We start from the raw sequence: 21,735 nt of genomic DNA, 5'->3' as shown, positions 1-21,735 counted from the left end.
AATTTGTGAAGTTAAGGAAGGGAGTGAAATGAAGTTACGATGGGGCGCATGAGCGAAACACCCCGGGACGCGGAGGCCGTGTCGAAGTTCGTGGAGACCTTCGCGGCCCAGCTGGTCGAGGCCGGGATGCAGCGCATGGCCGCCCGGGTCTTCGCCGCGCTCCTCTCCTCCGACGAGGGGGCGATGTCCTCCGCCGAACTCGCCGAACAGCTGCGGATCAGCCCCGCCGGGGTCTCCGGCGCCGTGCGCTACCTCTCCCAGGCGCACATGGTGGCCCGCGAGCGGGAGCCCGGCTCGCGCCGGGAGCGCTACCGGGTCCACGGCGACCAGTGGTACGCGGCCCTGACCAACCGGGACGCCGTCATCAGGCGCTGGGAGGGCGCCCTGCGCGAGGGCGTCGGGAGCCTCGGCCCCGACACACCGGCCGGCCTGCGCATGGCCGAGACGCTCGCCTTCTTCGAGTTCATCGAGGGCGAGCTGTCGGCGATGATGGAGCGCTGGCGGGTCCACCGCGAGCAGCGCTTCGGCGACTGACCGGGGTCAGCGCTCCTTGGTCTCCTCCAGGACCGTTCGGCCCAGCAGCAGGTAGCGCTCGGGTGAGCGTCGCTTGAGGTACTGCGCGTAGCCGATGCCCGCCGCCGCGATCAGGGCGACCAGCCACGGGGTCGCCCTCAGCACCAGGGAACCCGACTCCGTACCGGCCGCGACGCTCATGTTGGACACCAGCAGCGCCACCACCGCGAGCATGGCGACCCCGCCGGTCAGCGGGGCGGCGAAGGTCTTGAACCAGTGCCGGCTCTCCGGGTGGTGGGAGCGGAAGTACACCAGCACGGCGAACGAGCACACCGCCTGGACGACCAGGATCGCCATGGTGCCGAGGATCGCGAGCAGGACGTACGTCCCGGTGTACGGGTCCTTGCCGGCGGCCCAGAACGCGCCGATCAGGACCGCCGAGACGATCGTCTGGACGAGGCCCGCGATGTGCGGGGAGCCGTGCCGGGCGTGGGTGCGGCCCACCGTGCGCTGGAGCGAGGGCAGGACGCCCTCCCGGCCCAGGGCGTACATGTAGCGGGCGGCGCAGTTGTGGAAGGCCATGCCGCAGGCGAGCGAGCCGGTGATCATCAGCCACTGCATGACGACGACAGCCCAGTGGCCGACGTACTGCTCGGTGGGGCCGAAGAACAGGGCCAGCGGGTCGGCGGTGGCGACCTTCACGGCCTGCGACTCACCCGTGCCGGTGATCGCCATCCAGGAGACGAAGACGTAGAAGACGCCGACGCCGAGCACGGAGATCATCGTCGCCTTGGGGATGATCCTCTTCGGGTTGCGGGACTCCTCGCCGTACATCGCGGTCGACTCGAAGCCGACCCACGACCAGAAGGCGAAGAACAGTCCGAGGCCGGCCGAGGTGCCCTTGAAGGCGTTCACCGGGTTGACCGGGTCGACGCTGAAGCCGTCGGGGCCGCCGCCGTGCAGGGCGACCGAGACCGCCATCGCGGCGAGGATCGTCACCTCGGTGGCCAGCAGCACGACCAGCAGCTTCTCGGCGACCGAGACGCCGAACCAGGTGCCGGTCGCGTTGATGGCGAGCATCAGGACCGCGAACGCCCACCACGGGATGTGCAGTCCCGTCTGGTCCTTCAGGGTCGTGGTGGCGAAGGTCGAGAAGATGCCGATCAGCGCCGGCTCGAACACGACGTACGCGAAGGTCGCGAGCAGCCCGGAGGCGAGGCCGACCGTGCGGCCGAGACCGTAGGAGATGAAGCCGTAGAAGGCGCCTGTGGAGGTGATGTGCTTCGCCATCGAGGTGAAGCCGACGGAAAAGATTGCCAGGACGACCATTGCGACGAGATAGCTCGCCGGGGCGCCGATGCCGTTCCCGGCGGACACCATGAAGGGCACGTTGCCCGTCATCGCGGTGATCGGCGCGGCTGTCGCGACGGCCATGAAGACCACGCCCAGCAGGCCCACGGCGTTGGGCTTGAGCCGGTGAACGGTGCCCGTGTCACTCGTCTGCGCCGCCGGGGCGACGCCCTCGTCCACTGCCATCGGGTGGCCCCTCTCCTGAAGTCGTGCCTAGGTGTGCTGGACCGGAACTCTTCAGTCCGAATGAGTCGAGTAGGGGAGTCGGGGCGTTAAATATATGTCAACCAGACCTTTAGAAATCTGAGGGAAACACCGGGCTCGTACGGTCGCCGCCATGAGCGTCTACACGACCGTCCTCGGCGGCGAGCGGCACCGCTTCGGCTCCCTCGCCCGCCTCCTCGCCGCCGCGAGCCCCGAACGCTCCGGCGACCGTCTGGCCGGCCTCGCGGCCCGTACGGCCAGGGAGCGGGTCGCGGCGCGCTGGGCGCTCGCGGACGTCCCCCTGACCGACTTCCTCACCGAGCCCCTGATCCCGTACGAGGACGACGACGTCACCCGGCTCATCCTCGACACCCACCAGCGGGCCGCCTTCACGCCGGTCGCGTCCATGACCGTCGGGGAACTGCGGGAATGGCTGCTGTCCGAGGCCGCGGACACGGCCGCGCTCACCGCGCTGGCGCCCGGTCTCACCCCGGAGATGGCCGCCGCGGTGTCGAAGCTGATGGGGAACGCGGACCTGGTCGCGGTCGCGCGGAAGGTGCGGGTGGTGACCGCCTTCCGCTCCACGATCGGGCTGCCGGGCCGTCTCGCGACCCGCCTCCAGCCCAACCACCCGACGGACGACCCCGCGGGCGTCGCGGCCGCGCTCCTGGACGGTCTGCTGCTGGGTTCCGGCGACGCGGTGATCGGCGTCAACCCGGCGACCGACAGCCCGAAGGCCGTACGCGACCTGCTGGAGCTGCTCGACGGGGTGATCGGCCGCTACGCCATCCCCACCCAGTCCTGCGTCCTGAGCCATGTCACGACGACCGTCGAGCTGATGGAGCGCGGGGCGCCCGTCGACCTCGTCTTCCAGTCCATCGCGGGCACCCAGGCCGCCAACGCCTCCTTCGGTGTCACCCTGGGCCTGCTCGACGAGGCGTACGAGGCCGCCCTCGCCCTGGGCCGGGGCACGGTGGGCCGCAACGTCATGTACTTCGAGACCGGCCAGGGCAGCGCCCTCTCCGCCGACGCGCACCACGCGGTCGACCAGCAGACGGTCGAAGCACGGGCGTACGCGGTCGCCCGCCGCTACGACCCGCTCCTGGTGAACACGGTCGTCGGCTTCATCGGCCCCGAGTACCTCTACGACGGCCGGCAGATCCTCCGCGCCGCCCTGGAGGACCACTTCTGCGGCAAGCTCCTCGGCCTGCCCATGGGCCTGGACATCTGTTACACCAACCACGCCGACGCGGATGACGACGACATCGCCACCATGCTCACGATGCTCGGCGTGGCCGGGGCGTCCTTCGTGATCTGCACGCCCGGCGGCGACGACATCATGCTCAACTACCAGTCGGCCTCGTATCACGACGCGCTCTACCTGCGGGAGGTGCTGGGGCTGCGCCCGGCGCCGGAGTTCGAGACCTGGCTGGACTCGATCGGGCTGCTGGACGACCGCGGCGGCATCCGCGAGATCTCCGGTACGGCCCACCCCCTGACGGCGATCGGATCGACGGCGATCGGACGGGAGCTCGCGGCATGACGGACGTATCCCCGGTCGACGGTGAGCTGTGGTCCGCCCTGCGCCGCCGCACCCAGGCCCGTATCGGCCTCGGCCGGGTCGGCACCGCGCTGCCCACCCGGCACCGGCTGGAACTCCAGGCCGCGCACGCCGCCGCCCGGGACGCGGTGCACTCGCCGTTCGTCCCGGACACGGTGGCCGCCGCGCTGCCGGGTCTGCCGACGGTACGGGTCCGCAGCACCGCCCCCGACCGGCTCACCTACCTCCAGCGCCCCGACCTGGGCCGCCGGCTGGAGGCCGTGGACCGCGCGCATCTCCCGGTCGGCGACTGGGACGTCGTCTTCGTCGTCGCGGACGGGCTCTCCAGCCGGGCGGTGCACGAGCACGCGGCGGCGATGATCCGGGCGACGACGGCCCGGCTCCCCGGCTGGAGCGTCGCCCCGGTCGTCCTCGCCGAACAGGCCCGCGTGGCCCTCGGCGACGACCTGGCGGCGGCGATGGGCGCGACGGCGGTGGTCGTCCTCATCGGCGAACGCCCCGGCATGTCGGCGGCCGACTCCCTGGGCGCGTACCTGACCCACCGACCGGTGCCGGGCGCGACCACGGACGCCGACCGCAACTGCCTGTCCAACATCCGGCCACCGCTGGGACTGTCGTACGAGGTGGCGGCGGAGAAGCTGGCGGCGCTATTGGGGAGGGCGCGGGAGCTGGGGATCTCGGGGGTGGGGCTGAAGGACGAGACCGACTCCGCGGACAGGGGGCACGCGCTGCGCTGAGCCGGGACGGCGGTCATACGCAGCAACCCGTCACCACAAAAGGGCGAACAGTTTCGTGTGACGGGACCTTTCGGTCCGGCCGAGGAACGTTCTTCGGCATGCGAGACATCTTCACGATCCGGCGCCGGTTCGGCGCAGCCGTCGCCGCGTTCGTCGCGGTTGCCGTGGTGGGAGGCGGTGCCGCCCTCCCCGCCGAAGCGGTTCCGGTCAAGGGAAGGGTTCTGCGAGAGGACTCTCCCACCGGCATCGACAACAGTTACCTCATCGTCCTGAAGCCGTCGGTCCGGTTCAAGGCGGCCTCTCCGAAGGGCACCCAACTGGCCGCCAAGTACGGCGCCAGGGTGGACAAGGCCTACAACTCGGCGGTGAACGGCTATGCCGTCAGTGTCAGCGCGGCCGGGGCGAGGAGCTTCGCGGAGGACCCGTCCGTCGCGTTCGTCGAGAAGAACCAGAGACTCGCCCTCGACGGGACCCAGGCCGACCCGCCCTGGGGGCTGGACCGGATCGACCAGGCGGCGCTTCCGCTCAGCAGGACGTACACCTACCCGGACACGGCGGGCAACGGCGCCACGGTGTACGTCATCGACACCGGGGTGCGCATCACGCACCAGCAGATCGCCGGGCGCGCAGTCTACGGCTACGACGCGGTCGACGGGGACGGCATCGCCGCCGACGGCCACGGCCACGGCACCCATGTGGCCACGACGATCGCCGGCACCACGTACGGAGCGGCGAAGGCCACCAAGATCGTGGCGGTGCGCGTGCTCGGCAACGACGGCTCCGGTACGACTTCGGGTGTCATCGCGGGCGTGGACTGGGTCACCGCGCACCGTGTCCGCCCCGCGGTCGCCAACATGTCGCTCGGCGGCGGCGCCAGCACCGCGCTGGACACCGCGGTGAACAACTCCATCGCCTCCGGCGTCACGTACACCGTCGCCGCCGGCAACTCGAACGCGAACGCCGCCGGGAGCTCACCCGCCCGCGTGAGCGCCGCGATCACCGTCGGCGCCACCACCAACACCGACTACCGGGCCAGTTACTCCAACTACGGGTCGGTCCTGGACCTGTTCGCCCCCGGATCGTCGATCACGGCCGGCTGGTACACCAGCGACACCGCCACAGCCACCCTGTCCGGCACCTCGATGGCGGCTCCGCATGTCGCGGGCGCCGCAGCCGTCTACCTCACCGCCCATCCCGCCGCCGGCCCGGCGGACGTCCGGAACGCCCTCGTCGCCGGAGCGACGAACGGGGTCCTGCACAGCGTCGGCCTCGGCTCGCCCAACAGGCTCCTCAGAGTCGTTCCCTGACCGGTCGCCCGTGACCGCTCGCCGTGACCGGCCGCACTGACCGTACGACGTGGGCCCGGCCGGGGGGTTCGCCCTGGCCGGGCCCGTCGGCGCAACGGGACGCCGTCGACCCCGTGCAGGGCTCCTACCCCCGCCCCGTCGGCAACACCAGCCCCAGCGCCCCCTCCCGCACCGTCCACGTCCGCCTGCGCACCGGTCCCGTCACCGAGGCGTCCGCGCGGTAGCGGAAATCGGAGCCGGAGACGGTCACCGTGCGCCCCCTGGCCTCCAGCGGCGCCGCCTCCGCGCCCACCGACAGCGGGCGGACGACCACCTCGGCCGCCCCGGACACCGCACCCGGGATCACCGACACCGCCTCCACCGGCTGGTCGAGGTCGACCAGCGTCACCCCGTCCACCTCGACCCGCAGCCGGGCCGGACCGGTCGGCGGCACCGGGGCGGAGACGGGGCGCGGTGGACGGGAGTGCACCAGCGTGCGGACGAGCGACTGCAGCCAGGGCCGCCCGGCGCCACCGGCGGCCGCCCCCGAGGCGGCCTCCGCGGTCTCCTCCTGCGGGGTGAGCTGCTGGAGCGGCGGGATCCGCAGCGCCCCCAGCACCACCCCGTCGCTGTCGTCCACCAGCAGGTCCAGCCGCCGCTCGGCCCCGTCGAGCACCGCCCGCGCCGCCGCGACGGCCCCCGTGGGGATCCCCAGGGCGTGCGCCACGCCCAGCACCGTCCCCACCGGCACCATCGACAGCACACATCCGGCCAGCTCCCGCTGCCGGTGCAGCAGCGACACCGTCCGGGTCAGCGCACGGTCGTCACCGATCACAACCGGCCGCCGTGAACCCCGTCGCGCCAGCACCCGGGCAAATTCCTCCGGGCCCTCCGGAAGACACACCTTCGTACTCGCCGCACCCGCGCTGAGCACGTCTTTCGCGATCCGTACGGACTCCCCGTCGGCCCTCAGGGCGGTCGGATCGATGATCACCAGCAGCTGGTCCGGCGTCGCGAAAGTCGCCACCTCGGTCCTGCCTCGCTTCCTCGGGTAGCATCTTTGTGCAAGAGCCCCTTGCGCTATTGCGCCAGGGGCTTCGTCTATTCCGGGGCATCCGGGTCCGACGGTGTGCGACCTACGACGGTCGCGGAACTGCGGCCAACGACGGTCGCGGTGCACGCGGTGGTGGAAAAAGCCTCCGCGTACGCCCCTGACCTTGGACATGCCCCACCCGGAAGGGGTGTACGCGCGTGCCCGCACTTGTGCTGCTCGGTGCTCAGTGGGGTGACGAAGGCAAGGGAAAGGCCACCGATCTACTCGGCGGCTCGGTGGACTACGTAGTGCGCTACCAGGGCGGCAACAACGCCGGCCACACGGTCGTCGTGGGTGACCAGAAGTACGCACTCCACCTCCTCCCTTCCGGAATCCTGTCCCCCGGCTGTACGCCGGTCATCGGAAACGGCGTCGTCGTCGACCCGTCGGTCCTGCTCTCCGAGCTGAGCGGTCTGAACGAGCGCGGCGTCGACACGTCGAAGCTCCTGATCAGCGGCAACGCGCACATCATCACCCCGTACAACGTCACTGTCGACAAGGTGACGGAACGCTTCCTCGGAAAGCGCAAGATCGGCACGACCGGGCGCGGGATCGGTCCGACATATGCGGACAAGATCAACCGGGTGGGCATCCGGGTCCAGGACCTCTACGACGAGTCGATCCTCACCCAGAAGGTCGAGGCGGCGCTCGACGCCAAGAACCAGCTCCTCACCAAGCTGTACAACCGCCGCGCGATCGCCGTCGACCAGGTCGTCGAGGAACTGCTGGGCTACGCGGAGAAGCTCGCTCCGTACGTCACCGACACGGTCCTGGTGCTGAACCAGGCCCTGGAGGACAACAAGGTCGTCCTGTTCGAGGGCGGTCAGGGCACCCTCCTCGACATCGACCACGGCACGTACCCCTTCGTCACCTCCTCCAACCCGACCGCGGGCGGCGCCTGCACCGGCGCCGGTGTGGGCCCGACGAAGATCAGCCGGGTCATCGGCATCCTCAAGGCGTACACGACCCGCGTCGGCTCCGGCCCCTTCCCCACCGAGCTCTTCGACGAGGACGGCGAGGCGCTGCGCCGGATCGGCGGCGAGCGGGGCGTCACCACCGGCCGTGACCGCCGCTGCGGCTGGTTCGACGCGGTCATCGCCCGCTACGCGACCCGCGTGAACGGCCTGACCGACTTCTTCCTCACCAAGCTCGACGTCCTGACGGGCTGGGAGCAGATCCCGGTCTGCGTGGCGTACGAGATCGACGGCAAGCGCGTCGAGGAACTCCCGTACTCGCAGTCGGACTTCCACCACGCGAAGCCCATCTACGAGACCCTCCCCGGCTGGTCCGAGGACATCACCAAGGCCAAGTCGTTCTCCGACCTCCCGAAGAACGCACAGGCCTACGTCAAGGCCCTGGAGGAGATGTCCGGCGCCCCGATCTCCGCGATCGGCGTGGGCCCGGGCCGCGACGAGACGATCGAGATCAACTCGTTCCTGTAGGGCACCGGACTGATGCCCCTTTCCGGTGACGGCCGGACAGGGGCGTCGGTCCGCCTCAGCCGGGGCGGCGCGGTCGCAGCGTGTCGGTCGTGGTCTCCGAGTCCTGGGTGAGCGTGACGTCCTCACCGGTGTCCTCCAGCACGTAGCGACGGGCGAACTGGCCCGAGGCGCAGCCGGGGCTCGACCGGGAGGGGATGACGCGGGCGCCCGAAGTCACGATCCGCCTCTCCTGTACGTCCAGCAGAGACGCCTCCCATTCGCAGTGCCGGCCGTGGCGGGTGTCGACCCCGTGGACGGCGAGGTCGCCCACGCGCCCTGTGCGGATCGCGACCCACAGCCGCCCTGTGGTGTCGTACCAGTCGTGGGCGAACGCGGAGGACACCTTGAGCCACGGCTCCGAGACCGGCTCGGTCGCCACGCTGTAGCCGGGTTTCCGTTCCCACACGACGTCGCCGTCCTGATCCGCCACGAGCTTGATGGTCCACGGCAGCCCGCACGCGCTCGTCCCGGCTCCCTCCGTGTCGATCCGGCGGAGGTCGAACCGACCCACGACCGCGGTCCTCTCGGTCCGGGACAGCAGCGTCGCCCTGCCCTTGCAGATCGCGTCGGCCGTGGCCACGAAGATCTCGGTGCTGTGGGTGTCGGTCGCCGCCCCAGGGGGGACGTCCAGCACGAAGCTGAGCAGGGGATCCCCCTCGTCCAAGGTCGCGCGCCACATACCGGACAGGTCATCGACGAGCTCGACGTCGGGCAGCTCCTCGACCGTCGTGTCCGCCGGCCGGGATCCGATGGCCTCCGTCCACAGGGCGGTCGTACCCCAGGCGGTCAGCGACAGCACGCCGGCCGCCGCGACGAGTGCGAGGGTGACGTGCCTTCGGCCGTGCCGGGGCGCCGGGGCCGACGGTGCCGCTACGACACGCGGTGGCAGGATGCCCGCTTCCGGCGCGTCCAGGGGATCCCGGGTGACCTCGGCGGGATCGGGAAAGTCCGGGAAGTCGGGGATCCCCGGTTCGGCCGGCCGCTCCCGCCGCTCCCGTTGCGGGGACCGCGGCAGCGGCCGAGCCGCCACCCGGTCCAGCCGTTCCAGGAGGCGGGCCGGCAGCCACGCGGCGTCGGGGGCGCGCCGGGTCAGGTCCACGATCTCGGCGACCGTCGGCCGCTGTCCCGGGGCCTTCGCCAGACACCGTCGTACGAGATCGGCGATCGCCTCGGGTACCTCGCTCAGCTCCGGTTCCTCGTAGGCGATGCGGAACATCAGCGCGTGCGCACCGGTGTCCTCCCCCTGTGCCTTCCGGAAGGGAGAGCGCCCCGTGGCCGCGTACACCAGCACGCTCCCGAGGGAGAACACATCACCGGCCGGGGTGATCCGTTCGCCTCTCACCTGCTCCGGGGACATGAACTCCGGGGTCCCGACAATGGATCCGGTCCGGGAGATGGTGGATTCCAGGGACGCGTCCAGCGTGTGCGCGATGCCGAAGTCGATCACGCGTGGGCCGCCCACGGTGAGCAGGATGTTGGACGGCTTGAGGTCCCGGTGCACGAGGCCCGACGCGTGGATGGCGCCCAGGGCCTGCCCCAGCCGGTGGGCGAGGATGTGCGCGGACGCGGACGGCAGGGGGCCGAAGTCGCCCCGGACGACCGCACGCAGCGTCGGTCCCGGGATGTACTCCGTGGCCACCCAGGGCACTTCGGACTCGGTGTCCGCGTCGAGGACCCGGGCCGTCCACCGGCCGTTGACCCGGCGGGCGGCCGCCACTTCGCGGGTGAAGCGGCGGCGGAACGCGTCCTGTTCGGCGGCGTCCGGGCGGATCAGCTTGAGGGCCACGGTCGGCGCGTCCGGCGCGGCGTCCGTCACCCGCGCGAGGTAGACCCGGCCCATGCCTCCGGCACCCAGTCGGGACAGCAGACGGTAGGGGCCTATGTGTGACGGATCGTCAAGGGCCAGGGGCTGCATGGCCCGAGATCCTCCCACAGGCCGCGTACGGGGCGTGGGGGATCCGTGTTGACCGGAGCTTTCCGATGCGCGGCCCCGAACTTGACCCGGACATGGCCGGTTCCTGGTTCCGTGCCGGCGTGGCCGGCGGCAAGCATCTACGCGGGTAGTGCCCTCAGTCCCACCTGTCTCAGGAGCCTCCATGAAGCGTCGTGAGTTCGTGCAGAAGTCGGCCGTGACCGGTGCGGCGGTGGCCGTCGTCGGGACGGTCGGCGCCGGTAGCGCCGAAGCCGCCGACCGCAAGCCTCCCAAAGCGCCCCGCACCTGGACCTTCTCCATCCTGGGCACCACCGACCTGCACAGCCATGTCTTCGACTGGGACTACTACAAGGACGCCGCGTACAGCGACAGCAAGGGCAACTCCGTCGGCGTCGCGCGCGTCGCCACGCTCGTCAAGCAGCAGCGGCAGGCGAAGGGCGAGGACCACGTCCTCCTCGTCGACGCCGGCGACATCATCCAGGGCACCTCACTGGCGTACTACTTCGCCCGGGTGGAGCCGATCACGAACGGCGTCAAGCACCCGATGGCCGTCGCCATGAACCACATGCGCTACGACGCTGCCGCCCTCGGCAACCACGAGTTCAACTACGGCATCGAGGTGCTGCGCAAGTTCGAGAAGCAGTGCCGTTTCCCGCTGCTCGGCGCGAACGCGCTGGACGCGAAGACCCTGCGGCCGGCGTTCCCGCCGTACACCGTGAAGAAGATCCGCGTCCCCGGCGCCCCCGACATCAAGGTCGGCATCCTCGGCCTCACCAACCCCGGCATCGCGATCTGGGACAAGGACAACGTCAGCGGGAAGATGGTCTTCCCCGGCCTGGTCGAGCAGGCGAAGAAGTACGTGCCGCGACTGCGGGCGCTGGGCTGTGACGTGGTCTTCCTGACCGACCACTCGGGGCTCGACGGTTCGTCGTCGTACGGCGACGAGCTCCCGTACGTCGAGAACGCCTCCAACCTGGTCGCCGAGCAGGTCCCCGGCATCGACGCGATCCTCGTCGGCCACACCCACGTCGAGGTCCCCTCGTACACCGTGAAGAACGCGGAGACGGGCGAGGAGGTGCTGCTGTCCGAGCCGTACTGCTGGGGCTACCGGCTCAGCGTCTTCGACTTCGAGGTCGAGCTGGAGCACGGCCGCTGGAAGGTCGTCGGCAAGACCGCGCAGACCCTCAACCCCAACACCGTCGACGAGGACCCGGAGATCAAGAAGCTCCTGGAGGCCGACCACGAACTCGTCGTCAAGTACGTCAACACCGCCGTCGGCACCTGCACGGCCGACCTCTCGGCGGCGGAGTCCTGCTGGAAGGACGTCCCGATCATGGACTTCATCCACGAGGTCCAGATGCAGACGGTGAAGGCGGGTCTCTCGACGGCGGACGCGGCCCTTCCGCTCATCTCCGTCGCCGCGCCCTTCTCCCGCACGGCCGACATCCCGGCGGGGGCCGTCACCATCAAGGACGTCGCCGGGCTCTACATCTACGACAACACGCTCTACGGCAAGAAGCTCACCGGCGCCCAGCTCAAGGACTACCTGGAGTACGCGGCGAAGTACTACCACCAGGTGCCGGCGGGCACGGCCGTGGACACCGCCACCCTCACCAACGCCAACAACTTCTGGGACTACATGTACGACACGGCGGCGGGCGTCGCCTACGACATCGACATCGCCGCGGCCGAGGGCTCCCGGATCAAGAACCTCAGCTACGACGGGACCGCGGTCACCGACGACCAGGTCTTCGTCGTCGCCGTCAACAACTACCGGGCCAACGGCGGCTCCGGCTACCCGCACATCGCCTCCGCCGCCATCGCCTACAGCTCGACCAACGAGATCCGCCAGCTGATGATCGACTACGTGACGGCCAAGGGCACCCTGAACCCGGCGGACTTCGCCGTCACCAACTGGAAGCTGACGCAGGCCGGCACGGCCGTGTTCTAGCCGGCGGTCACGGGGCGGGTCCGGGTGAGTCCCTGGTAGGCGGCGCCGAGCAGGGCCGCCTGGACCACCGCCCCGACCGGCACGCCGATTAGCGCGAACTGGCCGGGCACCACCAGGAACAGCAGCGAGGTCGGGGCGGTGGCGAAGAACAGCCACATCCCGGCCAAGGACGCGTCCGCGTGCGAGATGAACAGCGTGTCCACCGCGACCCACGCCGTGAGCGCGCCCACCAGGAGCAGATAGCCGAGGGCGGCGGGGGTGCGCAGGGCCGAGACGAGCGAGCGGTAGCCGTTCATGGGGTGCCTCCTGAGGAGCGGGTGCGTGCTTCCGTGTGATCTCCACGATGACGTTCGGTGGTCGACGGCCGCCTGAGTAGCGCTACTCATCTCTGATCCGGGCATACCCAGGCGTTGTCCCATTGTTGTCGACAGATTGTCGATCTTCGCCGCAACCGATCCGCCAACTCCTCCGTGTAATAGGGCAGTCCCTCATGTTGAGGGATGGTCGACGGGATGAAGTGTCGACACTGCACCACGGAGGAAGCGCGCATGGCGAACATGAAGCAGCGGCACCGCTGGCGGACGGGAATGCTCGGGCTGGTCCTGTCCCTCGGGTTCGCGACCGGCTGCGCGAACCTCGGCGGGGGCCCCGGGGCGGACCCCTCGCCCGTGGACGCGGGGGCCAAGGAGTCCCTCTCCGCAGCGTCGTCCGCCGCCGCCGCCTCCTCCTCCATCACCACCGCCTCGGCGGCCGGGACGGAGTACGTCGCGATGGGCAGTTCGTTCGCCGCGGGCCCGAGCATCCCTCCGGTGAAGGAGGGGAGCGTGGCCGCGGCGTGCATGCGGTCGAACAACAACTACGCCGGCATCGTGGCCCGTGACACCGGGGCGAAGCTGACGGACGTCACATGCAGCGGCGCCACGACGGCGAACATCCTCACCGCGAGCCAGGGCGGCCAGTCGGCGCAGATCAACGCCGTGAAGAGCACCACCCGGCTGGTCACGGTCACCATCGGCGGCAACGACGTCAACTACCTGGGCAGCGTCGTCTCGTACTCCTGCCAGAACAAGGGCGAGGCCAACTGCGGGACCGTGAGCACGTCCGCGATCGACACGGCGCTGGGCGCGGTCAGCGGGCGGATCCAGAACGTCGTGAAGGCCGTCCACAAGATCTCCCCGCAGGCCAGGGTCCTCCTGGTGAACTACATGACCGTCCTGCCCGACTCGGGTACCTGCACCGGGGTGCCGCTCACCGCGAGCCAGCTGGCGTACGAGCGGACCGTCGCCTCCCGGCTGGCCGACGCGACCGCCGCCGCGGCGACCGTCACCGGGGCGACCCTGGTCAACGTCGCCGCCGCGAGCCACGGCCACGACGCGTGTGCGTCCACTCCCTGGGTGGAGACGTACAAGCCCGCCTCCGGCCGGGCCACCTACCACCCCAACGAGGCCGGGATGAAGGCCGTGGCCTCCCTGGTGAAGTACATGATCGGCACCAGCAGCCCCCTCCCCGCGGGCTACACCCGGTGCGCGAGCGAGGGCGCCACCTGCACCTTCAGCGGCACCCGCGTGGTGGCCTTCGGCTCCGGGGCGTACGCGTACAGGACGGCGACCGGCAGCATCCCCTGCACCAGCGCCTCCTTCGGCGGCGACCCGGCCGCCGACACCATCAAGACCTGCTACATCGCGAGCGCGGGCGGCCCCTACGGCTACACCAAGTGCGCGAGCGAGGGCGGCACCTGCTCGGTCCCCGGCAACAACCGTGACGTCGTCTTCGGCACCAACGGCAACTTCAAGCACCTCGTGACCAAGGGCAGCGTCGCCTGCACCAGCGCCAAGTTCGGCGGCGACCCGGCGGCCAACGTCGTCAAGTCCTGCTACATCGCCCCCAACGGCGCCCCGGCCGGCTGGACCAAGTGCTCCGCCGAGGGCGGCACCTGCGCGGCCGTCGCCGGACAGCCCGTGATGTACGGCGCGTACGGCTCCTTCAACACCGCCGTCGCCGCCGGCAACACCGCCTGCACCAGCGCGGCCTTCGGCGGCGACCCGATCGGCAACGAGACCAAGTCCTGCTACACCGGCCCCGCGGCCCCGGCGGGCTACAAGGCGACCGCGTGCGCCTCCCAGGGCGGCGCCTGCGCCTTCACCGGCAAGCGGACCGTCGCGTACGGCGCGAAGGGCCGCTTCGTGTACAAGACCCTCAACGGCGGCACCACCTGCAAGGCGGCGGTCTTCGGCGTCGACCCGCTCTACGGCGTCCTGAAGAGCTGCTATCTGACTTACTGAGCGCGCACCTGCTGTACGAAGGCGGCCCAGGACTCCGTGGAGTCGCGGAGGATCGGGCCGCCTTGGGTTTTGGAGTCGCGGATGTGGGTGAGGGCGGGGGAGGGGGCGATTTCTACGCAGTTGCCGCCCCCGCCGTCGCTGTAGAAGGCGGGCGGCGCTCCGGCTGCCACTGTCTCCTCGTCCGGGACGTACTCCCAGGTCCAGTTCACGCGTCGCGCACCGCCTTGGCCGCCTCGCGGTAGATGCCGCTCGCGGTGGCCAGGTGGACGCGCGCCTCACGCGGAGCGCCTGCGAGCCTGGCCAGGTACTCGGCGCGGTGGTAGACCTTCGCCGTCTCGGGGTGCCGTTCGATTTCCATCAACGCTGCCCAGTGAGCGAGGTAGGCATGGACGGGCTTGACCGAGTTGTGCTGCAGTGCCTCGGCGAGGGCCTGGTCCCTGGCCTGGTCGTAAGCGGTCAGGAGATGCGGGGCGATGATGGCGCAGGCCGCGCGCAGGGCCGCCGGGGTGCGATCCGGACGGGGGATCACGGGGGCGTCGTCGAGTTCGGCATGCTGCGCGCTCATGCTGCGGTTCCCTTCGTGTCGCCGGTGCCGTCGTCGATGCGGACCCGGTCCTGCGCGAAGAGCCTGCGGACGTAGGTGTCGGTGTATCCGGCGGCTCGGGCGACCTCGGCGGGCCAGCCACGGCGGGTGGTGAGGCGCCCGGCGTCGCTGATCTCCTCGGCCAGGCGTGCACTGAGCCTGTCGAGCTGTCGCCGTGTGGCGCTGATGCGCTTGAGGAGCTTGTCCTCTTCGGGGATGGCGGGTCGGCGGGGCATGGATGGACTGTACCGCCTATCCCGGCCGCGTTCCCAACTCTGTTCCGAACTGAGTTCGGGTGTCGCAGAGTGCCTCAAGGTGGTATACCGTCGGTATACTTGCGTCATGGCTGACACCACCGTCAAGGTCGACCCCGCTGTCCGTGACCGTCTCATGGTGCTCGCCCGCGAGCGTGGGATGACCATGCGAGACCTGATCGCCGAGTTGGCCGGGGCCACCCCCACGCAGGAGGAACTGCGCAAGCGGTACGAGGAGACCAAGGCCTACTGCGAGACGCACTTCGGTGTGACGCTCACGGACGAGGACCACGACCGGGCCGAGAAGGTCTGGCAGGACCTGGAGGCCGGTCGGCCGGTGGACAGTCTGTGAGCGGGGCGAGGGCCGGGTCGACCGGCGTCGTCCTCGACGAGTCCGCCCTGCTGGCACTCGGCTCGGGGAACTCGCTGGCCTCGCAGTTCGTGGCGAACACCGAGCACGGGCCCACCCGGCACGTCTACGTACCGGCACTCTGCCTGGCCGCCGCCGACGGCATGCGCAAGGGGCTCGCCGAACACATCGGCGCCCTGCCCGCCGTCGAGATCGTCGAGTTGGACTTCGCCGGTGCTTCCACGGTCGGTGCGTTGTTGCGCAACGGAGTGGAATGGCGGCTGGGCCACGCGATTCACCTGTCCCGCCCGACGGTCGACTGGCCGGACGGACGGCACGTCGTGACCGTCGACCCCGACGCGTACGCGGACATGCCCCTCGTGCGGACGATCCGGCTGCCGCACCAGCGGTGAACCAGGGGCGCCCTCGGCAGGGGGCGCCCCCCTCGGGCCGGGCATATCCTGAAAACGCCACCCGCGCGCGTCGACCAACGACCCAGAAGAAGGTGACCGCGATGCGCATGATGATGAAGGCGTCCATGGACACGGAGAGGGCCAACGAGCTCATCCGGAACGGGACCCTCGGGAAGCTGATCCAGGAGTCGCTGGAGCAGATCAAGCCCGAGGCGGCCTACTTCACCGCGGACGGCGGCCGGCGGACCGCCTACCTGTTCTTCGACATGGCGGACCCCTCCGACATGCCGGTGATCAGCGAGCCGTTCTTCCTGGAGCTGGGTGCCGACATCACCTACACGCCGGTGATGAACAGGGAGGACGTCCAGAAGGGGCTCTCCCGGCTCGGCCGTTGACCTCCGGCGTCAGCTGAACACGATCATCGACCCCTGCGCCAGGCTCCGCGTCGCCGCCGCGTGCAGGCCGAGCCACACGTGCCGCTCGCGGGAGAAGGGGCTGGGATCGTACGGCGCGGGCACCGCCGGTTCCTCCAACTCCGTGGGCGCGGTGGGGGCCTGGGGCGGGGCGGGCGGGTTCGCCGGGTCGATGCCGATCGACGGGGCGACGAACTCCAGCTCCCGGAGCAGGGAGTGGGAGGAGCCCAGCGGGCCGCCTCCGGCGAGGAGGTCGTCGTTGGACAGGGGGTGCGGGAAGTCGACCGGGACATACGCCCCCGCGTGGTCGTAGTGCCAGACCAGGTGCGACTGCTGCGCGGTGGACTCGAACATCTCCAGGAGCTGTTCGTAGTCGCCGCCCAGTTCGCCCACCGGGGTCACCGGCAGTCCGCACACCTGGAGCAGATAGGCGCGGCGCAGGAAATGCAGCGCGTCGTAGTCGAAGCCGGCCACCGGGGCGACCTCCCCGAACAGACCCGGCATGTACTGGTACACCGGCACCGGCGGCAGCCCCGCCTCCGCCAGCACCGTGTTGTACTGCGCGAGTTCGTCGGCGAACGGATTGTCGGGGGTGTGGCACAACACGTCGACGAGCGGTACCAGCCACAGGTCACAGGCCAAAGAGAGCTCCTCCGGTCGTTAGTCGTGCAGGTCCCATACCCACACACCGTCCACCCGCCTACCGGGTCGGCCCACCAGTTTGTCCACAGTCTCACGCAGGACGTCCGCGTGTGGCTGCGGGGCCAGAACCAGTGCCCCCGCCCGCCAGTACGCCAGGTCCTCCGCCGTCGCCTCCCGGGCGGCCGTGTCGATCACCGGGACCACGCCCGTGAACTGCGTGTCCTGGAGCAGACTCGCCGTGAAGCGCAGCGGCACCCCGTACACGCCGGTGCGGTCGCCGTCGCCGTACGGCCCGTTGAAGTAGCCGCCCGGCATCCGGAAGCCGAGGCCGGCGGCCGTCTGCCAGTGCAGGGCCTCGGCGGCGCCGGGCTCGGCGAGCGGCACGGGGACCAGTGTCTCGCCGTCGCGGACGTACGACCTCCAGGTCCCGTCCGTGAAGAAGGCCGGTACCTCGGCGCGGGGCTCCGACCGCAGGGGGGCGGGGAGAAGGGGGAGCAGGGCCAGGGCCACGGCGGCCAGTCCCGCGTACCGCAGCCCCCGCCGCAGCCCCCTCAGCTCCGCCACCGCCAGCGCCACCAGCATCCCCAGCACCGGGCCGCAGATCATCGCCACCCGGCTCTCGATCACCGACTCGAAGAGCGGGAGCCCGTCGAGGAGCGCCCAGGGGCCGGGGGCGCCGCCGATGCGGGGGCCCATCGACAGGACGGCCGCCACCAGGACCGTCGCCGCCAGGGCCCGGACGACCGGGCGCCGCCGCCACAGCAGCACGGTGATCGCGAGGGCCAGCAGGGCGAGCGGCCAGCCGTAGAAGGCGTTCTGCTCGGTGGGGTTCAGGGACAACGCCTTCGTGGCCTCGGCGTCGCCCGCCGGCCATGAGCGCTCGGCGAAGGTCAGCAGCGCGCGCAGGGAGTTGGCGGTGCCGGGGGCCGTGCCGTGGTCGATGCCGTCGTAGGACTGCGGGCCGGAGAACTGCCAGGCCAGGGGGTAGACGAGGAGGGGGAGGGAGACGGCGGCGGCGATCGCCAGGCCGCGCAGCAGGGGGCGTACGGCCGCCGCCGCCTCCTTCGGGCGTACGGCCGAGTAGGAGAGCGCGAACAGGAGCATGCCGATCGCCGCGAGCAGCAGCGGCTCCTCGCCCAGGAAGAACTGGTACGCCGCCATCAGGCCCAGCACCACCGCGTCCCGGCCCGTCCGCGTGCCCGTGCACAGGCGCAGGGCGCGGTCGACGATCAGCGGGATCATGAAGAGGACGACGAAGTTGGGGTGCGCGTTGGCGTGGCTGACGAAGGGCGGCGCGAACGCGGCCAGGGTGGCTCCGGCGAAGGCCGCGGCCCGGTGCGGGGTCAGGCGTTTCGTGATCAGCCAGTACCAGGCGGCGGCGGTCGCGGCCAGGCCCAGCGTCATCACCAGGCTGAGCGTGACGGCCGGGCCGCACAGCAGGGTCACCGGGGTCAGCGGCACGGAGAGGCCCAGCATGACCGTGTTGGCCATCAGGTTCACGCCGTCGGGGAAGCCCTGGAGGTCGCTGAAGAGCGGGTTGCGCAGGTGGGCCACGTTGTCCGCGGTGACCGCGAAGAACCACTCCCACTGGTTCTGGTCCTGGAGGGAGTCGGTGAGATAGCGGTGCGCCGGGTCCAGGACGCGGCCCGAGTAGAGGGCGGCCGAGAAGGCCAGGAAGAGGAGGGCCGCCAGGAGGTCGGTGCGGCGCAGCCGGGCCAGGTCGCGCAGGAAGCGGAGGTAGTCCGGCGGGCGGACCTTCGAGCCGGGGCGGTGCGACCAGTGCACCGGGACCTCGGCGACCGGCCAGTCCGCCCGCTGGAAGTGGCGCAGCACCTCCACGTCGATCGCCCAGCCGTCGACCCGCGAGGCGGCGAACGCGGTGCGCGCCCTGTCGCCGTCGAACAGCTTGAAGCCGCACTGGGTGTCCCGGATCCCGCGCACGGCGGTGGCCCGTATCAGCAGGTTGCCGGCCTTGCCGAGGAGCTCGCGGGCGCGGTGCTGGCGGTCGCCCAGCGTGGCGCCGGGGACGGCACGGGAGCCGACGGCCGCCGCATGGCCCTCGGCGAGCGCCTGTTCCAGCCGTGCCAGGTCGGTCACGGGGGTGGCGAGGTCGGCGTCGGTGACGAGGACCCGGCGGCCCCGGGTGGCGGCGACGCCGAGCCGCAGCGCGTGGCCCTTGCCCCGGCCCTCGCCGGTGACGGCCCGGATGCGCGGATCCCGGCGGGCGGCGACCAGGTCGGCGGTGGCGTCCGTGGACCCGTCGTCGACGACGACGATCTCCCAGCCGGTCCCGGTCCCGGTCCCGGTCCCGGTCCCGGTCCCGGTCCCGGCCCCGGTCCCGGCGTGATGGTTCTGTTCGAGATGGTCCACCAGGGCGTCGAGGGTGGGTCCCAGCCGCCGTTCCTCGTCCCGGGCCGGGACGACCACGGACAGTTCGACGGTCTCGGTGTCGGTCTCGGTCTCCCGGTCGGTGGCCGTCGCGGTCATCCCTTGGCCAGCCGCTCGACCAGGGCGACGGAGTCGGCGTTGTACGCGGCGAGCATCCTGCGGGCCGTGGCGGTGTCGCGCCGGTACAGGGCGTCGACGAGATCTGTATGGCCGGACCACAGATGCCCGCGCAGATCGGTCATACGGCGCAGATGCTGGACCGCGCACACCCAGCTCTGCACCCGCAGCCGGTGCAGGAAGTCGGCGAGATAGGGGTTGCCGAAGAAGTCGCTGAGCTCACGCCAGAAGCGCAGGTCGTAGCCGATGAGGACGGTGAGGTCACCGGCGGCGGCCGCCCGCTGGGCCTCCTCGCCGCGCCGGCGCACCCCGTTGATGGCGGCGGCGACCCGCTCCGGGGAGCCGGACTCCCGGACGGACTCCCGGCCCTCCTCCAGCCGCAGGAACATGCCCTCGATGATCAGCGAGCGCGCCTCGATCATGCCCCGGTAGTCCTCCACGGAGTACTCGTGGACCCGGAACCCCCGGTGCTGGTCGGCCTCCAGCAGCCCCTGCGCCGACAGATCCACCAGCGCCTCGCGGACCGGGGTCGCCGAGACGCCGTACTGCTCGGCGATCTCCTTGACCGTGAACTCCTGCCCGGGTTGCAGCCGCCCGGCCAGCACCTCGTCGCGGAGCGCGTCGGCGATCTGCTGCCGCAGGGTGCTGCGCGTCACGGCGCCGGTGCCGCTGCTGCCGGGCATCTTCGGGGCGTCTCCCTACGGGCGTACGGACGGAAAGTGGCGTGCTCGTCGTTATGTACGAGCACGCCACCTTACGCGTTCGGAGATTTCAAGCCCCTACACGCGTAGCGTGCGTCCGCTGTCCCCGCCCTGTGCCTACCCGGTGTACTCGTCGGCGACCGAAAGGGCCTGGTCAAGGGCCGCGAGGCCCTCTTTCACCTCGGATTCCGAGACGTTCAGCGGGGGCACGAAATGCGTGCGGTTCATGTGCAGGAACGGCCACACCCCGGCCTGCTTCGCCGCCGCGCCGAAGGCCGCCATCGCCGCGTTCGCCTCGCCGGCCGCGTTGTAGGGGACGAGCGGTTCACGGGTCTCGCGGTCCTTCACCAGCTCGAGCGCCCAGAACATGCCCACGCCCCGCACGTCGCCGACGCTCGGGTGCCGCTCGGCCAGCGCCCGCAGCCCCGGCTCGACGACGGACGCGCCCAGGTTCCGCGCTTGCTCGACGATCCCCTCCTCGGCCATCACCTCGATCGTGGCGACGGCGGCGGCACAGGCCAGCGGATGCCCGGAGTACGTCAGCCCGCCCGGGTAGGGCCGCCTGCCGAAGGTCTCCGCGATCGCGCCGGAGATCGCGACCCCGCCGAGCGGCACATAGCCGCTGTTCACGCCCTTGGCGAAGGTCATCAGGTCCGGTACGACCCCGAACAGGTCGGCGGCGAACCACTCACCGGTGCGCCCGAACCCGGCCATCACCTCGTCCAGGACGAAGACGATCCCGTACTTGTCGCAGATCTCGCGGACGCCGGCGAGATAGCCGGGCGGCGGGATCATGATCCCGGCCGTGCCGGGGACGGTCTCCAGGATGATCGCGGCGATGGTCGCGGGCCCCTCGAAGGCGATCGTCGTCTCCAGGTGCTCCAGCGCCCGCGCGCACTCCTGCTCCTCGGTCTCGGAGTAGAAGCGGGAGCGGTACAGGAAGGGCGCCCAGAAGTGCACCACCCCGGCGGAGGCGCTGTCGGAGGCCCAGCGGCGCGGGTCGCCGGTGACGTTGATCGCCTGCTGGGTGCCGCCGTGGTAGGAGCGGTAGGCGGAGAGGACCTTCGGGCGGCCCGTGTGCAGCCGGGCCATGCGCAGGGCGTGCTCGACGGCGTCCGCGCCGCCGTTGGTGAAGAAGATCTTGTCCAGATCGCCGGGGGCGCGCTCGGCGATCAGCCGGGCGGCCTCGGAACGGGCCTCGACGGCGAAGGCGGGCGCGAAGGTGGTCATCCGCGCGGCCTGCTCCTGGATCGCGGCGACGACCTTCGGGTGCTGGTAGCCGATGTTGGCGTAGACGAGCCCGCTGGTGAGGTCGAGGTACCGCTTGCCGTCGTAGTCCCAGAAGTACGACCCCTCCGCGCCGGCCACGGCGAGCGGGTCGATGAGCTCCTGGGCGGACCAGGAGTGGAAGACGTGCGCACGGTCCGCGGCCTTCACGGCGGCGCCGGCCCGGGAGTCGGTCTGAGGGGTCATGGCCGGGAGCG

The 21,735-nt window shown here is 71.0% G+C and carries 21 protein-coding genes; 10 read left to right on the top strand and 11 right to left on the bottom strand.

Annotated features, from left to right (window positions below; genetic code table 11):
- Positions 1-48: 48 nt before the first annotated feature.
- Complete coding sequence (locus ABZ464_RS27400) at positions 49-534, top strand: MarR family transcriptional regulator (protein ID WP_359280625.1); 486 nt, start codon at positions 49-51, stop codon at positions 532-534.
- 6 nt (positions 535-540) lie between these two features.
- Here the strand turns inward: ABZ464_RS27400 and ABZ464_RS27395 are convergent, their stop codons facing one another.
- A complete protein-coding gene (locus ABZ464_RS27395; RefSeq protein ID WP_359280623.1) occupies positions 541-2,049 on the bottom strand; it encodes an APC family permease in 1,509 nt (502 codons plus the stop codon).
- A 151-nt stretch (positions 2,050-2,200) separates the two neighbouring features.
- Here ABZ464_RS27395 and ABZ464_RS27390 point away from each other — a divergent pair, with 151 nt between their 5' ends.
- The 3 genes from ABZ464_RS27390 to ABZ464_RS27380 all read left to right on the top strand — a co-directional run bounded on the left by ABZ464_RS27390 (position 2,201) and on the right by ABZ464_RS27380 (position 5,672).
- Positions 2,201-3,610, top strand: a complete 1,410-nt coding sequence (locus tag ABZ464_RS27390; protein ID WP_359280622.1) for an ethanolamine ammonia-lyase subunit EutB — start codon at positions 2,201-2,203, stop codon at positions 3,608-3,610.
- Positions 3,607-4,365, top strand: coding sequence for an ethanolamine ammonia-lyase subunit EutC (gene eutC, locus ABZ464_RS27385; protein WP_359280620.1), 759 nt, complete (start codon positions 3,607-3,609; stop codon positions 4,363-4,365). Before ABZ464_RS27390 ends, eutC begins: the two co-directional genes overlap by 4 nt.
- 98 nt (positions 4,366-4,463) lie before the next feature.
- Entirely contained in the window at positions 4,464-5,672 is a 1,209-nt protein-coding gene (locus ABZ464_RS27380; protein ID WP_359280618.1) for a S8 family serine peptidase, read from the top strand.
- A 124-nt stretch (positions 5,673-5,796) separates the two neighbouring features.
- Here ABZ464_RS27380 and ABZ464_RS27375 read toward each other — a convergent pair whose 3' ends face one another.
- Positions 5,797-6,678 carry a diacylglycerol kinase family protein gene (locus ABZ464_RS27375; protein ID WP_359280617.1) on the bottom strand — a complete coding sequence of 294 codons (882 nt, stop codon included), beginning with the start codon at positions 6,676-6,678 and terminating at the stop codon, positions 5,797-5,799.
- A gap of 224 nt (positions 6,679-6,902) precedes the next feature.
- Between ABZ464_RS27375 and ABZ464_RS27370 the strand changes: the two genes are divergently transcribed.
- Positions 6,903-8,186, top strand: a complete 1,284-nt coding sequence (locus ABZ464_RS27370) for an adenylosuccinate synthase (protein ID WP_359280615.1) — start codon at positions 6,903-6,905, stop codon at positions 8,184-8,186.
- Between the two features lie 55 nt (positions 8,187-8,241).
- Here the strand turns inward: ABZ464_RS27370 and ABZ464_RS27365 are convergent, their stop codons facing one another.
- Positions 8,242-10,140 (bottom strand): serine/threonine-protein kinase, encoded by a 1,899-nt coding sequence (locus tag ABZ464_RS27365; protein WP_359280613.1) that lies wholly within the window; start codon positions 10,138-10,140, stop codon positions 8,242-8,244.
- A gap of 181 nt (positions 10,141-10,321) precedes the next feature.
- Here ABZ464_RS27365 and ABZ464_RS27360 point away from each other — a divergent pair, with 181 nt between their 5' ends.
- Positions 10,322-12,109, top strand: a complete 1,788-nt coding sequence (locus ABZ464_RS27360; protein WP_359280611.1) for a 5'-nucleotidase C-terminal domain-containing protein — start codon at positions 10,322-10,324, stop codon at positions 12,107-12,109.
- Here the strand turns inward: ABZ464_RS27360 and ABZ464_RS27355 are convergent.
- A complete protein-coding gene (locus ABZ464_RS27355; RefSeq protein WP_359280609.1) occupies positions 12,106-12,405 on the bottom strand; it encodes a hypothetical protein in 300 nt (99 codons plus the stop codon). The two genes, ABZ464_RS27360 and ABZ464_RS27355, sit on opposite strands and share 4 nt — an antisense overlap.
- 252 nt (positions 12,406-12,657) lie before the next feature.
- Here ABZ464_RS27355 and ABZ464_RS27350 point away from each other — a divergent pair, with 252 nt between their 5' ends.
- Positions 12,658-14,391, top strand: a complete 1,734-nt coding sequence (locus ABZ464_RS27350; RefSeq protein WP_359280608.1) for an SGNH/GDSL hydrolase family protein — start codon at positions 12,658-12,660, stop codon at positions 14,389-14,391.
- On the opposite strand, the gene ABZ464_RS27345 is transcribed toward ABZ464_RS27350, so the two are convergent.
- The 3 genes from ABZ464_RS27345 to ABZ464_RS27335 are packed head-to-tail and all read right to left on the bottom strand — an operon-like array spanning position 14,385 to position 15,210.
- A complete protein-coding gene (locus tag ABZ464_RS27345) occupies positions 14,385-14,600 on the bottom strand; it encodes a DUF397 domain-containing protein (protein ID WP_359280606.1) in 216 nt (71 codons plus the stop codon). The two genes, ABZ464_RS27350 and ABZ464_RS27345, sit on opposite strands and share 7 nt — an antisense overlap.
- Positions 14,597-14,956 (bottom strand): DUF6247 family protein, encoded by a 360-nt coding sequence (locus tag ABZ464_RS27340; protein WP_359280605.1) that lies wholly within the window; start codon positions 14,954-14,956, stop codon positions 14,597-14,599. The genes ABZ464_RS27345 and ABZ464_RS27340 overlap by 4 nt, the downstream gene beginning before the upstream one ends.
- The gene (locus ABZ464_RS27335) at positions 14,953-15,210 is read right to left on the bottom strand and encodes a hypothetical protein (RefSeq protein ID WP_359280603.1); all 258 of its coding nucleotides are present in this window, start codon (positions 15,208-15,210) and stop codon (positions 14,953-14,955) included. The genes ABZ464_RS27340 and ABZ464_RS27335 overlap by 4 nt, the downstream gene beginning before the upstream one ends.
- Before the next feature lie 106 nt (positions 15,211-15,316).
- Here ABZ464_RS27335 and ABZ464_RS27330 point away from each other — a divergent pair, with 106 nt between their 5' ends.
- From ABZ464_RS27330 to ABZ464_RS27320, 3 genes are all read left to right on the top strand, one after another.
- Positions 15,317-15,580 carry a hypothetical protein gene (locus ABZ464_RS27330; RefSeq protein ID WP_359280601.1) on the top strand — a complete coding sequence of 88 codons (264 nt, stop codon included), beginning with the start codon at positions 15,317-15,319 and terminating at the stop codon, positions 15,578-15,580.
- Entirely contained in the window at positions 15,577-15,990 is a 414-nt protein-coding gene (locus ABZ464_RS27325) for a hypothetical protein (protein WP_359280600.1), read from the top strand. The genes ABZ464_RS27330 and ABZ464_RS27325 overlap by 4 nt, the downstream gene beginning before the upstream one ends.
- A 101-nt stretch (positions 15,991-16,091) precedes the next feature.
- Positions 16,092-16,385, top strand: a complete 294-nt coding sequence (locus ABZ464_RS27320; protein ID WP_359280599.1) for a hypothetical protein — start codon at positions 16,092-16,094, stop codon at positions 16,383-16,385.
- A gap of 9 nt (positions 16,386-16,394) precedes the next feature.
- On the opposite strand, the gene ABZ464_RS27315 is transcribed toward ABZ464_RS27320, so the two are convergent.
- From ABZ464_RS27315 to ABZ464_RS27300, 4 genes are all read right to left on the bottom strand, one after another.
- Complete coding sequence (locus tag ABZ464_RS27315; protein ID WP_359280597.1) at positions 16,395-17,045, bottom strand: hypothetical protein; 651 nt, start codon at positions 17,043-17,045, stop codon at positions 16,395-16,397.
- Positions 17,046-17,063: 18 nt separating this feature from the next.
- Positions 17,064-19,532, bottom strand: a complete 2,469-nt coding sequence (locus ABZ464_RS27310) for a glycosyltransferase (protein ID WP_359280595.1) — start codon at positions 19,530-19,532, stop codon at positions 17,064-17,066.
- Complete coding sequence (locus tag ABZ464_RS27305) at positions 19,529-20,233, bottom strand: GntR family transcriptional regulator (protein ID WP_359280594.1); 705 nt, start codon at positions 20,231-20,233, stop codon at positions 19,529-19,531. The genes ABZ464_RS27310 and ABZ464_RS27305 overlap by 4 nt, the downstream gene beginning before the upstream one ends.
- A gap of 135 nt (positions 20,234-20,368) precedes the next feature.
- Positions 20,369-21,724, bottom strand: a complete 1,356-nt coding sequence (locus ABZ464_RS27300; RefSeq protein ID WP_359280592.1) for an aspartate aminotransferase family protein — start codon at positions 21,722-21,724, stop codon at positions 20,369-20,371.
- Between the last annotated feature and the right edge of the window lie 11 nt (positions 21,725-21,735).

This window comes from Streptomyces sp. NPDC005820 (assembly GCF_040630255.1).
In the GTDB taxonomy this organism is placed as follows: Bacteria; Actinomycetota; Actinomycetes; order Streptomycetales; family Streptomycetaceae; genus Streptomyces.
The sequence above is the reverse complement of the archived record's forward strand: the minus strand, read 5'-3'. Positions and strand labels throughout refer to the sequence as shown.

Bases quoted from the DNA above. Each gene is read 5' to 3' on its own strand.
- ABZ464_RS27330 (WP_359280601.1), top strand. From the start codon at position 15,317: ATGGCTGACACCACCGTCAAGGTCGACCCCGCTGTCCGTGACCGTCTC.
- eutC (WP_359280620.1), top strand. From the start codon at position 3,607: ATGACGGACGTATCCCCGGTCGACGGTGAGCTGTGGTCCGCCCTGCGC.
- ABZ464_RS27355 (WP_359280609.1), bottom strand. From the start codon at position 12,405: ATGAACGGCTACCGCTCGCTCGTCTCGGCCCTGCGCACCCCCGCCGCC.
- ABZ464_RS27340 (WP_359280605.1), bottom strand. From the start codon at position 14,956: ATGAGCGCGCAGCATGCCGAACTCGACGACGCCCCCGTGATCCCCCGT.
- ABZ464_RS27380 (WP_359280618.1), top strand. From the start codon at position 4,464: ATGCGAGACATCTTCACGATCCGGCGCCGGTTCGGCGCAGCCGTCGCC.
- ABZ464_RS27335 (WP_359280603.1), bottom strand. From the start codon at position 15,210: ATGCCCCGCCGACCCGCCATCCCCGAAGAGGACAAGCTCCTCAAGCGC.
- ABZ464_RS27350 (WP_359280608.1), top strand. From the start codon at position 12,658: ATGGCGAACATGAAGCAGCGGCACCGCTGGCGGACGGGAATGCTCGGG.
- ABZ464_RS27395 (WP_359280623.1), bottom strand. From the start codon at position 2,049: ATGGCAGTGGACGAGGGCGTCGCCCCGGCGGCGCAGACGAGTGACACG.
- ABZ464_RS27305 (WP_359280594.1), bottom strand. From the start codon at position 20,233: ATGCCCGGCAGCAGCGGCACCGGCGCCGTGACGCGCAGCACCCTGCGG.
- ABZ464_RS27310 (WP_359280595.1), bottom strand. From the start codon at position 19,532: ATGACCGCGACGGCCACCGACCGGGAGACCGAGACCGACACCGAGACC.
- ABZ464_RS27360 (WP_359280611.1), top strand. From the start codon at position 10,322: ATGAAGCGTCGTGAGTTCGTGCAGAAGTCGGCCGTGACCGGTGCGGCG.
- ABZ464_RS27320 (WP_359280599.1), top strand. From the start codon at position 16,092: ATGCGCATGATGATGAAGGCGTCCATGGACACGGAGAGGGCCAACGAG.
- ABZ464_RS27300 (WP_359280592.1), bottom strand. From the start codon at position 21,724: ATGACCCCTCAGACCGACTCCCGGGCCGGCGCCGCCGTGAAGGCCGCG.
- ABZ464_RS27365 (WP_359280613.1), bottom strand. From the start codon at position 10,140: ATGCAGCCCCTGGCCCTTGACGATCCGTCACACATAGGCCCCTACCGT.
- ABZ464_RS27400 (WP_359280625.1), top strand. From the start codon at position 49: ATGAGCGAAACACCCCGGGACGCGGAGGCCGTGTCGAAGTTCGTGGAG.
- ABZ464_RS27390 (WP_359280622.1), top strand. From the start codon at position 2,201: ATGAGCGTCTACACGACCGTCCTCGGCGGCGAGCGGCACCGCTTCGGC.